The 11,079-nt window shown below is 63.9% G+C and carries 10 protein-coding genes and 1 pseudogene; 10 read left to right on the top strand and 1 reads right to left on the bottom strand.

The window, feature by feature from the left end:
- Positions 1–104 precede the first annotated feature (104 nt).
- The 10 genes and pseudogenes from J1G34_RS04190 to J1G34_RS27580 form a co-directional block, all read left to right on the top strand.
- Positions 105–458 (top strand): hypothetical protein, encoded by a 354-nt coding sequence (locus J1G34_RS04190; protein ID WP_122461394.1) that lies wholly within the window; start codon positions 105–107, stop codon positions 456–458.
- Between the two features lie 946 nt (positions 459–1,404).
- Positions 1,405–2,364 carry an AAA family ATPase gene (locus tag J1G34_RS04185; protein WP_020301524.1) on the top strand — a complete coding sequence of 320 codons (960 nt, stop codon included), beginning with the start codon at positions 1,405–1,407 and terminating at the stop codon, positions 2,362–2,364.
- A gap of 5 nt (positions 2,365–2,369) precedes the next feature.
- Positions 2,370–3,302 carry a DUF58 domain-containing protein gene (locus J1G34_RS04180; RefSeq protein WP_065887789.1) on the top strand — a complete coding sequence of 311 codons (933 nt, stop codon included), beginning with the start codon at positions 2,370–2,372 and terminating at the stop codon, positions 3,300–3,302.
- Entirely contained in the window at positions 3,299–3,793 is a 495-nt protein-coding gene (locus J1G34_RS04175; RefSeq protein ID WP_065891781.1) for a DUF4381 domain-containing protein, read from the top strand. Before J1G34_RS04180 ends, J1G34_RS04175 begins: the two co-directional genes overlap by 4 nt.
- Positions 3,786–4,874, top strand: a complete 1,089-nt coding sequence (locus tag J1G34_RS04170; RefSeq protein ID WP_065891782.1) for a vWA domain-containing protein — start codon at positions 3,786–3,788, stop codon at positions 4,872–4,874. The genes J1G34_RS04175 and J1G34_RS04170 overlap by 8 nt, the downstream gene beginning before the upstream one ends.
- Positions 4,871–6,610 carry a tetratricopeptide repeat protein gene (locus tag J1G34_RS04165; RefSeq protein ID WP_065891783.1) on the top strand — a complete coding sequence of 580 codons (1,740 nt, stop codon included), beginning with the start codon at positions 4,871–4,873 and terminating at the stop codon, positions 6,608–6,610. Before J1G34_RS04170 ends, J1G34_RS04165 begins: the two co-directional genes overlap by 4 nt.
- Positions 6,607–8,247 carry a BatD family protein gene (locus J1G34_RS04160; protein WP_065891784.1) on the top strand — a complete coding sequence of 547 codons (1,641 nt, stop codon included), beginning with the start codon at positions 6,607–6,609 and terminating at the stop codon, positions 8,245–8,247. The genes J1G34_RS04165 and J1G34_RS04160 overlap by 4 nt, the downstream gene beginning before the upstream one ends.
- A 432-nt stretch (positions 8,248–8,679) precedes the next feature.
- Positions 8,680–8,919 carry a DUF6124 family protein gene (locus tag J1G34_RS04155; RefSeq protein ID WP_065891785.1) on the top strand — a complete coding sequence of 80 codons (240 nt, stop codon included), beginning with the start codon at positions 8,680–8,682 and terminating at the stop codon, positions 8,917–8,919.
- Between the two features lie 63 nt (positions 8,920–8,982).
- On the top strand, positions 8,983–9,198 hold the full coding sequence (locus J1G34_RS27585) for a DUF6124 family protein (protein WP_122798533.1): 216 nt from the start codon (positions 8,983–8,985) through the stop codon (positions 9,196–9,198).
- Positions 9,199–9,288: 90 nt separating this feature from the next.
- Positions 9,289–9,417, top strand: a pseudogene (locus J1G34_RS27580) (DUF6124 family protein); the annotation flags it as partial.
- Positions 9,418–9,956: 539 nt separating this feature from the next.
- Here J1G34_RS27580 and glsB read toward each other — a convergent pair.
- Positions 9,957–10,865 carry a glutaminase B gene (gene glsB, locus J1G34_RS04150; RefSeq protein WP_065884751.1) on the bottom strand — a complete coding sequence of 303 codons (909 nt, stop codon included), beginning with the start codon at positions 10,863–10,865 and terminating at the stop codon, positions 9,957–9,959.
- Positions 10,866–11,079 lie beyond the last annotated feature (214 nt).

Raw genomic sequence — 11,079 nt, 5'->3', positions numbered from 1 at the left:
CTCGTCAGGTCATGCATCCCAGTCTGACACATCGCGCAGCATAAAATTCGCCGCAATGGCACAATCACCCGGCGCAAACGCCCCTCCTCCACACAGGATTCCCCATGCTGCAGCTGAAAACCGACGCCCTGATGGCCACCCCGTGCGACGACGAAGAAGACAACATGGCCATGCTCTGCTGCCACGGCAAGAACGGCGAGATGTTCATGCTCAGCCGTTACCCGGACGAAGACGACGTGGAGTTGACCTGGGATTACGAGCCGTCGACGCTGGCCGGGCTGAAAATCACCCTGGGGGCCACGACCCTGCGGATCGAACTCGCCGCCGGCGATGCCGATGCGCTGGGGGGCAAGGACCACCTTGAGATCACGCATGCCACGGCCGCATCCGACCTGGCCGAGGTCGAGCAGACCCTGCAGAACATCCTCAAAGGCACCGGCACCTTCACCCGGATTTAAGCGGCACCGAAGGAGGCCGCTTGCCCTGATACTGTAGGAGCGAGCTTGCTCGCGAAAAACTCACAGGCACCGCGTTCATCCAAGAAGCACGCGTTATCGTTGACGTTTTTCGCGAGCAAGCTCGCTCCTACAGACGGCGTGCACGCTTGACTGACTGCACTAGAGCTTGCCCCGATCAACGTCTTCACCACACAGAAGATCAACTGTGGGAGGCGCTTGCCCTAATACTGTAGGAGCGAGCTTGCTCGCGAAAAACTCACAGGCACCGCGTTCATTCAGATAGCACGCGTTATCGTTGACGTTTTTCGCGAGCAAGAGCTAGGCGCCCCCCTCGCTCCTACAGAGGGCGGTGTACGCTTAACTGACTGGCATAGGTACCCACACCACTCCACGATGCGAAGCGAGCCGCTCTTGATCTTAGGCGCCCCGTTAAACCACGCTGGCCGAACGCAGGCTTGAATCCGTGGGTAACCCGGCAGGACGCCGGGTTAGCCGCACTGGGCCATGGATGGCCCATTGCGGCGGCCCACGGATTCAAGCCTGCGTTCGGGCACACCGAGCATTAGCGAGGTGCCGAGTGGTGGGGCAAGAGCGTTTTGCTTACTTTTGCGCTTTTCAAAAGTGAGCCGCTGTAAAAGCGGAACCATTAGCAGCCGTTACCTAAATAATGGATATGTACTCGGTCTGATCCAAGATACTGGCTGGCCCTGAGGCCGCCATCGGGGGCAAGCCCCCTCCCACATTTGGACCTCGGAGCGTCAGGTAGATACGCGTTGGCTGTGCGGCCGTCACCGGAGCAAGCCCCCCTACACAAAATTCCTACAAGTTTTGCCAAAAATACCCGTCACGCCGTTAGTCGCCACACCCCGCGATGCATTAAAGTAAGCCCCCCAGGCCGGTGTTTTTTCCTGACACCCAGGCTCATCTTTTCCAGGAACCGTCATCGATGGAACATCGTGAAGCGCTGCTAGCGCTGCGAACCTTTCTTTCTACGCAGATTCTCGGCCAGGAAAAACTCATCGATCGCCTGCTGATCGCCCTGCTCGCCGACGGCCATATGCTGGTCGAAGGCGCACCGGGCCTGGCCAAGACCAAGGCCATCAAAGAGCTGGCTGAAGGCATCGAAGCGCAGTTCCATCGTATCCAGTTCACCCCCGACCTGTTGCCCGCCGACATCACCGGTACCGAAATCTATCGTCCGGAAACCGGCAGCTTCGTGTTCCAGCAAGGCCCGATCTTTCACAACCTGGTGCTGGCGGACGAAATCAACCGTGCGCCGGCCAAGGTCCAGTCGGCGTTGCTCGAGGCCATGGCCGAGCGCCAGGTCAGCGTGGGGCGCAGCACCTACGAGCTGTCGCCACTGTTTCTGGTCATGGCCACGCAAAACCCCATCGAGCAGGAAGGCACCTACCCGTTGCCTGAGGCCCAGCTCGACCGCTTCCTGATGCACGTCAAGATCGGCTTCCCGGATGCCGCCGTCGAACGGCGCATCCTGCAACAGGCCCGTGGCGAAGCGCTCAACGGTGAAACCAAGCCCGAGCGCCGCGTCAGCCAGCAGGCGATCTTTGCCGCGCGCAAGGAAATCCTCGGCCTGTACATGGCCGATGCGGTGGAGGAATACCTGGTGCAACTGGTCATGGCCACGCGCACTCCGGCCAAGTTCGACCCGGAGATGGCCGAGTGGATTGCCTATGGCGCCAGCCCGCGCGGCTCCATCGCCCTGGACCGCTGCGCGCGTGCCCATGCCTGGCTGGCCGGTCGCGACTTCGTCAGCCCCGAGGATATCCAGGCGGTATTGTTCGACGTCTTGCGCCACCGCATCATCCTGTCGTTCGAAGCCGAGGCCGCGGGTGTAGACCAGGACCGTGTGGTGCAACGCATCCTTGACGTCGTTGCCGTCGCTTGAAGTCGATGAACGCGAGCGCGGGTATCCACGTCACGCTCAGTGAATTGATCGAGATGCGCCATCGCGTGCGGGAAGTGCAATTGTTTTCCACCCCCGGCCAGCGCAGCCCGTTGATCGGCCTGCACCACTCCAAGCTGCGCGGGCGCGGTGTGGATTTCGACCAGGTGCGTGTGTATCAGGCCGGGGACGACGTGCGCACCATCGACTGGCGCGTGACGGCGCGTACCCAGGAGCCCCACACCAAGCTGTTCCACGAAGAGCGCGAACGGCCGATTTTCATCATGGTCGAGCAAAGCTGCCGGCTGTTTTTCGGCTCGGGGCAGATGTTCAAGTCGGTGCTCGCCGCACAAGCCGCCAGCCTGATCGGCTGGGCGGCACTGGGGCATAACGACCGCGTGGGCGGCCTGGTGTTCGGCGACAGCGAGCACTACGAAATCAAACCCCGGCGCAGCAAGCAAAGCCTGCTGCAACTGCTCAACCGCCTGGTGCGGGTCAACCAGAGCCTCACCACCGAGAGCCTTCCTGAAGCCGACGCGCTGGGCATGGCCCTGCGCCGTGGCCGCGAAGTGCTGCGCCCGGGCAGCCTGGGCATTGTGATCTGTGATGAACGAGCGCTCACAGAGGGCGCCGAGCAACAGTTGAGCCTGCTGTCGCGCCACTGCGACCTGCTGCTGTTGCCCATCTCCGACCCGCTGGACCACGCCCTGCCCGCCGCCGGCTTGCTGCGCTTTGCGCAACGCGGCGCGCAACTGGAACTGGACACGCTCAATTTCGATTTGCGCCAGGCCTACAAGGCCCAGGCCGAAGCGCGCATCGCCCGCTGGGAATTGCTCGCGCAGAAGCTACGGGTGTTATTGATGCCATTGAGCACCCAGAGTGAAATGGTCGAGCAACTGCGCGAATACCTCAACCCGCAACGCCCGGTCAAAAAACAATGAGCAGCCTCGACCAACTGCAACCGCTGATCGCCCCGCCGGCCATCGGCTTCTGGCCGCCTGCGCCGGGCTGGTGGCTGCTGTTGCTGGTGATCCCGTTGCTCGGCTGGGGCGCCTGGCGGCTGCGGCGCTGGCTGCCCGCCCGCCAGCCTATCGCCCGCGCCGAACAACCCCTGGACCCGCTGCGCATCGCGGCCCTGGCGGAGCTGGCGCTGATGCCAAAGCCCTATGACGGCGCGCCCGCCGGTGCCTGGCTGCAACAACTCAATGGCTTGCTCAAGCGCCTGTGCCGCAACGACTACCCCTACAGCCAAAGCCACACCCTCAACGGCCGCAAATGGCTGGCGTTCCTGGATAACCGCTGCCCCGCCGCCGGCCTCACACGCTGGATGGTGCTGGTCGAAGGCGCCTACAAGCCCGAATGCAAACTCGACGACAAGGCCATCGCCGGCCTGACCCAAGCCGTCGACACCTGGATTCGCAAACATGTTTGAGTTCGCCTGGCCGTGGATCTTCGTCCTGTTGCCGTTGCCGTGGCTGATGCGCCTCATCCTGCCGATGGCCGACAGCGGCGAACCGGCCTTGAAGGTCAGCTACCTCAGCGACCTCCAAAGCCTGGCCCGGCGCCGCGCCCGGATCAATCTGCCGGGCTGGCGCCAGCAGGCACCGTACGTGGTGCTGTGGCTGCTGCTGTTGACCGCCGCCGCACGCCCGGAATGGCTTGGCGAGCCGCTGCCGATTGCCGCCAGTGGCCGCGACCTGCTGGTGGCCGTGGATGTCTCCGGCTCCATGGACTTTCCCGACATGCACTGGCAGGACGAGGACGTCAGCCGCCTGGCCCTGGTCAAGCACCTGCTCGGTGACTTTCTTGAAGAGCGTGAGGGCGACCGCGTGGGCCTGATCCTGTTCGGCAGCCAGGCCTACCTGCAAGCGCCGCTGACCTTCGACCGGCGCACCGTGCGCACCTGGCTGGACGAAGCGCGCATCGGCATTGCCGGCAAGAACACTGCGATCGGCGACGCCATCGGCCTGGCCTTGAAACGCTTGCGTCAGCGCCCGGCGCAAAGCCGCGTGCTGATCCTGGTGACCGACGGCGCCAATAACGCCGGGCAAATCGACCCGCTCACCGCCGCGCGCCTGGCCGCTGAAGAAGGCGTGAAAATCTACCCGATCGGCATCGGCGCCGACCCCGAGCAAACCGGCTCCCTGGGCATTCTGGGCGTAAACCCGAGCCTGGACCTCGACGAACCGGCGCTCAAGGCCATCGCCGAGGCCACCGGCGGCCAGTATTTCCGCGCCCGTGATGGCAAGGAGCTGGAACAGATCAAGGCCACCCTCGACACCCTGGAACCCGTCGAACAGCAACCCACCCGCGCCCGCCCCGCTCACGCGCTGTACAGCGGCCCTTTGGCCCTGGCGCTGCTGCTGAGCCTGTTGCTGGTGGTGCAGGAGCGCTGGCCGAACAACGCCTTACAGCGGCTGTACGACAAACTGTCGAGCAGGGGCCTGTTCCTGCCACAAAGCCCTGAATGGCGACAGCGCCTCAAGCGCCTGCGCCTGCGGAGGCGTCGATGATCGCCTTGTGGCCGCACTGGCTGCGCCCCTGGTGGCTGTTGCTGCTGCCGCTGCTCGGTTGGTTGCTGTGGCAACTGTGGCACCGGCAAAAGCGCGCCGGACGCTGGCAGATCATCCTGCCGCCGGCCTTCCACGCCGTACTGCTCAGCGGCGGCAACGGTCGCGAAAGCAAATCCCCCTGGGTCGTGCTGGGCATCGCCTGGCTGCTGGCCGTGCTGGCGCTGCTGGGCCCCAGTTGGCAGCGGGTTGAACAACAGAGCCAAAAGCCTTCCGACCCGCTGGTGGTATTGCTGGAACTCACCCCCGAAATGCTCGCCACCGACAGCCCGCCCAATCGCCTCGAGCAGGCGCGGCGCAAGCTGTACGACCTGTTGCAGGCGCGCACGGATGCGCAAACCGCCATCGTCGTGTATGCCGGCAGCGCCCACACCCTGGTGCCACTGTCCGACGACCTGGCCACCAGCCGTAACCTGCTCGAAGCACTGCGCCCCTCGATCATGCCCGAGCCCGGCCACCGCGCCGACCTGGCGGTGGACAAGGCCCTGGCGCTGCTCAAGCACGGCGGCCTCGGCCAGGGGCGCCTGCTGCTGATCGGCTCGTCGCTGTCCAAGCAGGAACGCCAGGGCATTCGTCTGCTGCTGCAAGGTAACCAGGCGCCAAGCCTGACAATCCTCGGCATCGGCAGCCGTGAAGGCACGCCGGTCACCCAGGAAAGCGGCGAATTCCTCAAGGACGAACAGGGTGCGATTCTGATCCCGCGCCTGGACAGCCCGACTCTCAAGGCGTTCGCCAGCGAAATGGGCGGCCGCTACCGAGCGGCGCGCCTGGACGACAAAGACCTGCGGCAACTGGGCGTACTCGATCCGCCCCAAACCCTGCGCGACGACGGCCAGCGACTGCGCCTGGACACCTGGGCCGACCAGGGTTACTGGCTGCTCCTGCCGCTGCTGCTGTTGGCCGCCTGCGCGGGACGGCGCGGCTGGCTGTTTTGCCTGCCGCTGCTCTTGATGGCCGCACCGCAGCCCAGCTACGCCTTCGAATTCCAGGACCTGTGGCTGCGCCCCGACCAGCAGGGCCAGTACCTGCTGAAGAAAAAACGCCCCGCCGAGGCCGCCGAACGCTTCCAGGACCCGCAATGGCAAGGCGTGGCCCTGTATGAAGCGGGCAACTACGCCGAGGCCATCAAGCGTTTTGCCGAAGCTGATACCGCCTACGCCCACTACAATCGGGGTAACGCCCTGGCCCGGTCCGGTGCGCTGGAAGCTGCAGTCGATGCCTACGAACAGGCGCTGGAAGCCCAGCCCGATCTGCAACCGGCCTTGAAAAACAAGGCGCTGGTGGAAAGCCTGCTGCAGCAACACGCGCAGCCCGAGCCCGACGAAGCGGAAAAAAACCAGGATGACGAAACCACCCAACCCGGCCAAACTGCGCAACCGGGCGCCGACGGGCAAAAGGCCGAGGGTGGCGAGCAATCCACCCAGGGCCAGGGCCAGACCGGCAACGGCGCTACCGACACGGCTGCCGCGCCGCCCACCGGCAGCAACGAAGTGCCCGGCAGCGAACTGGGCGATGAGCACACCACTACGCCGCCGCTGCGCCCAACCGATGCCAGCCTTGACGGCGAACACCGCCAGGCGCTGGAGCAATGGCTGCAGCAGATCCCGGACAACCCCGGGGAGCTGCTGCGGCGCAAATTCTGGTACGAACAGCAACAGCATCAGGACAAGACTCGATGAGCCGCCGCACCACCCTTCTGCTCCTGCTCGCCTTGTCGGCAGGTCACGCCCAGGCGGCGAACCTGGTCGCCAGCGTCGACCGCAGCCGCCTCAATTCCGGGGAAACGGTGGAGCTGACGGTGGAATCCAGCGACGTGACCCAGTTCGGCAAACCCGACCTGTCGCCCCTGGATGCGCAGTTCGAAGTCAGCGGCACGCGCCAGATCAACCAACTCACCACCCTGGGCGGCGATAACCACGCGACCACGCGCTGGATCATCACCTTGTTGCCCCGGGAAAACGGCACGGTGGTGATCCCGCCTCTGCAGGTGGGCGAGCTCAAGACCCAGCCGATTACCCTGCAGGTGGTCGAAACCGCCAGCCAGAACACCAGCGCCGAACTGGCGCCGGTGTTTGTCGAAGCCAGCCTCGACCAGACCAGCGTCTACGTGCAGGCCCAGGCCCTGTTGACCGTGCGCGTGTATCACTCGGTGTCGCTGTACGACGACAGCAGCCTGACGCCCCTGCAAATCCCCGATGCACGCGTGGAGCAACTGGGCGAGTCGCGCACCTATGAAAAAGTCATCAACAGCATTCGCCATGGCGTGATCGAAACCCGCTACGCGATCTACCCCCAGCGCAGCGGGCCGTTGGCAATTGCGGCGCAGACATTCAGCGCCACGTTGGTGGAGTCGCGCCCGCCGCAGGAGAACACCCTGCAGGGCACCAAGCCGGGCAAGCTGATCCACGCAAGCTCGGCGCCCCTGGCGCTGACGGTCAAGCCCAAGCCCGAGTTCTACCCCGCCGACGCGCCATGGTTGCCGGCGCGCAGCCTGAGCCTGAACGAAGTCTGGAACCCCGCGCCGGAGCATGTGCAGGTCGGTGACTCGCTGACGCGCAGCCTCACGGTCAAGGTCGAGGGCCTGTCCAGCGCGCAACTGCCGGCGCTGCCCAGCACCGAAGTCAACGGCCTGCGGCGCTACCCGGATCAACCGGTATTGGGCAACGAGACCCGCGACCGCGGCCTGGTCGGCAGCCGTGAAGACCGCGAAGCCCTGGTGCCCACCCGTGCCGGAGCGCTGGAACTGCCCGCCGTGGAAGTGGTGTGGTGGAACACCCACGAAGACCACCTTGAACGCACCACCCTGCCGGCCCGCACCCTGCAAGTGGCGATCAACCCGAGCCTGGTGGTGGACACCCCCGCCATGCCGACCGTCATCACCGCGCCGGACGATGAGCGCCTGTGGCTGTGGCAACTGAGCACCGTGCTGCTGGCCTGCACCACCTTGCTGGGCTTCGGCCTGTGGTGGCGCGCCCGCCGCCAGCCCGCCGTGCAACGCGCCGCGCAAACCGGCCCCAGCCCGCGCACCCTGCTCGAGGACCTCAAACGCGCCACCCAGGCCAACGACCCCCAAGCCACCCGCCAGGCCCTCGACGCCTGGGCGCGCCAACAACCGGAAACCCTGGCCGACATGGCGGCGCGCTTCGTGCCGCTGTCGGATGCCCTGGACGGGCTCAATGGCGCGCTGTACAGCGAGAGCGGCCAGTATTGGCTGGGCGAAGACCTGTGGCGCGCGATCAAGGCCATCCCCGTGGCCGAGCGCGAACAAGACCCGGCCCTGGACACCACCAGCCTGCCGCCGCTCTATCCCAAGTAAAACGATCAATCCTCCAAAACACTGGAGATCCAAATGTGGGAGGGGGCTTGCCCCCGATGGCGGTGGGTCAGCGACAACAGCGCTGGCTGACATACCGCATCGGGGGCAAGCCCCCTCCCACAGGATGGTGCCCACTCAGATATATCCCACAACCGTTTCAGGTTGTCCCTCGGAACTTCGCTGGCTAACCTCCTCGCCGTCGCTGCCAATTCAGCGACCGGATTTGACCGTCCGATTTCAAAAGAGCAACTGCGCCAACACCAATCTGGGCGTTTTTTCACGTCTGATGTATCGTGTCGCGGCAGCTGTACGCGGGATACCTTCGGGTATGCCGGTTTTGCTCCTTTTACCGGTCGGTCAACCCGCGTATTGCTGCCACCCTCTTCGATTGACCGCGAATCGTGGCAGCTCCATTCTTAAAGGAGTTTCACCATGATCAAAGACACCCCCAATCCTCCAGAACAACTCTTTACCGTACGCCCCGACCTGGGCACGGAAACCTTGCTGGTCAACGCCTCCCAGGACCTGGCATCCATCACCGACATCGCCACCCACCTCGCTTTCGAAATCGACGGAACTCATCGCAATGTTGCGCTGGGCATCTGCCGGATGCTTGAAGGCGTGCAACTGCTGGTGGACAAGGTGCTGGATGAGGCCTGCCCAGCCACGTAAATCTGGAGCGTATAAATCCCCCAAAACACTGAAGATCCAAATGTGGGAGGGGGCTTGCCCCCGATGGCGGTGGGTCAGCGACAACAGCGCTGGCTGACACACCGCATCGGGAGCAAGCCCCCTCCCACAGGATCGCGCCCACTCAGATATATCGCCACCCACCTCGCTTTCGACATTGACGGAGCCCATCGCAATGTTGCGCTGGGCATCTGCCGGATGCTTGAAGGCGTGCAGCTAATGGTGGACAAGGTGCTGGATGAGGCCTGCCCAGCCACGTAAATCTGGAGCGTATAAATCCCCCAAAACACTGGAGATCCAACTGTGGGAGGGGGCTTGCCCCCTCCCACAGGATCGCGCCCACTCAGATATATCGCCACCCACCTCGCTTTCGAAATCGACGGAACCCATCGCAATGTTGCGCAGGGCATCTGCCGGATGCTTGAAGGCGTGCAACTAATGGTGGATAAGGTGCTGGATGAGGCCTGCCCAGCCACGTAAATCTGGAGCGTATAAAATCCGCCAAAACACTGAAGATCCAACTGTGGGAGGGGGCTTGCCCCCGATGGCGGTGGGTCAGCGACAACAGCGCTGGCTGACGTACCGCATCGGGGGCAAGCCCCCTCCCACATTTGGATCGCGGATCGACACAAAATACCGGTCGGCTCTAAGGCCGCCGCGCTTTTGCTCTTGATCTCAGGCGCCCCGTTAAACCACGCTGGCCGAACGCAGGCTTGAATCCGTGGGTAACCCGGCAGGACGCCGGGTTAGCCGCCCCGCGCCATGGATGGCGCGTGGCGGCGGCCCACGGATTCAAGCCTGCGTTCGGGCACACCGAGCCTAAGCGAGGTGCCGAGTGGTGGGGCAAGAGCGTTTTGCTTACTTTTGCGCTTTTCAAAAGTGAGCCGCTGTAAAAGCGGAACCATTAGCAGCCGTGACCGCAGCAACGGATATGTACTCGGTCCAATCCAACATCCTGGTCGGCCCCGAGGCCGCCATCGGGGGCAAGCCCCCTCCCACAGTTTGGTCTGGTGACAGGCTCAGAACACCGACCACCCAATCCGCTCACTCAACAACTCCAACGCCTTGATCCCCGCCAGCGAGTTCCCCGCGGCGTTCAACTCCGGCGACCACACGCACACGGTAAACTGCCCCGGCACCACCGCGACAATCCCGCCGCCTACCCCGCTCTTGCCCGGTAACCCTACGCGATAAGCAAAGTTGCCCGCCTCGTCATACAGCCCGCTGGTGGCCATGATCGAGTTGACTTGTTTGGTCTGGCGCGCGGTCAGGATCTGCTCGCCACTGTGCGCACTCACGCCTTCGTTGGCCAGGAAGCTGAACGCCCGGGCCAGGTCCAGGCAGCTCATCTGCAAGGCGCAGTAGTTGAAGTAACTGTGCAGCACCGCGTCCACATCGTTATGGAAGTTACCGAAGGCTTTCATCAGGTAGGCCATGGCCGCATTACGCGCACCATGCCGGGCTTCGGATTCGGCAACCACGCTATCGACCAGGATCTGCGGATTGCCCGACAGCCGCCGCACAAAATCGCGCATCGACAGGATCGGCACGGCGAAACGCGACTGGTTGATGTCGCAGATCACCAGCGCGCCAGCGTTGATAAAAGGATTGCGCGGTCGGCCGCGTTCGAATTCCAGTTGCACCATGGAGTTGAACGGTTGCCCCGACGGTTCATGGCCCAGGCGCTCCCAGATACTTTCGCCGCCGTGGTCGATGGCCTGCACCAGGCTGAACACCTTGGAAATGCTCTGCACCGAAAACAGCGTATCGGCATCGCCCGCGCAATAGGCCGCGCCGTCATTGCCGTATACCGCGATGCCAAGCTGGTTGGCGGGTACGTCGGCCAGGGCGGGAATGTAATCGGCGACTTTGCCGAGGCCGATCAGAGGCCGCACTTCGTCAAGGATCGACTCCAGCAGCGCCTGCATGTCTTGTCCTGTCATCTTCTCTGGATCAGTGGTGAACGAGGCGCGCAGGATACTTCACTGGGCACGAAAGCCCCACACAATCTCCACCATCCGCCCGGCGACCACCACACAGATTTGGATCAGCACCACACGATGCGAAGCGAGCCGCTCTTGATCTGCTTTTGATCTCAGGCGCCCCGTTAAACCACGCTGGCCGAACGCAGGCTTGAATCCG

Origin of the sequence: Pseudomonas sp. Wu6 (genome assembly GCF_019891515.1) — a bacterium.
Taxonomy (GTDB): domain Bacteria; phylum Pseudomonadota; class Gammaproteobacteria; order Pseudomonadales; family Pseudomonadaceae; genus Aquipseudomonas; species Aquipseudomonas orientalis_A.
This window is presented reverse-complemented; position numbering and strand designations above follow the sequence as displayed.

What these genes read in the sequence shown, in the direction of transcription:
- J1G34_RS04190 (WP_122461394.1), top strand. Translation starts at nt 105, where the DNA reads ATGCTGCAGCTGAAAACCGACGCCCTGATGGCCACCCCGTGCGACGAC.
- J1G34_RS04185 (WP_020301524.1), top strand. Translation starts at nt 1,405, where the DNA reads ATGGAACATCGTGAAGCGCTGCTAGCGCTGCGAACCTTTCTTTCTACG.
- J1G34_RS04180 (WP_065887789.1), top strand. Translation starts at nt 2,370, where the DNA reads ATGAACGCGAGCGCGGGTATCCACGTCACGCTCAGTGAATTGATCGAG.
- J1G34_RS04175 (WP_065891781.1), top strand. Translation starts at nt 3,299, where the DNA reads ATGAGCAGCCTCGACCAACTGCAACCGCTGATCGCCCCGCCGGCCATC.
- J1G34_RS04170 (WP_065891782.1), top strand. Translation starts at nt 3,786, where the DNA reads ATGTTTGAGTTCGCCTGGCCGTGGATCTTCGTCCTGTTGCCGTTGCCG.
- J1G34_RS04165 (WP_065891783.1), top strand. Translation starts at nt 4,871, where the DNA reads ATGATCGCCTTGTGGCCGCACTGGCTGCGCCCCTGGTGGCTGTTGCTG.
- J1G34_RS04160 (WP_065891784.1), top strand. Translation starts at nt 6,607, where the DNA reads ATGAGCCGCCGCACCACCCTTCTGCTCCTGCTCGCCTTGTCGGCAGGT.
- J1G34_RS04155 (WP_065891785.1), top strand. Translation starts at nt 8,680, where the DNA reads ATGATCAAAGACACCCCCAATCCTCCAGAACAACTCTTTACCGTACGC.
- J1G34_RS27585 (WP_122798533.1), top strand. Translation starts at nt 8,983, where the DNA reads ATGGCGGTGGGTCAGCGACAACAGCGCTGGCTGACACACCGCATCGGG.
- glsB (WP_065884751.1), bottom strand. Translation starts at nt 10,865, where the DNA reads ATGCAGGCGCTGCTGGAGTCGATCCTTGACGAAGTGCGGCCTCTGATC.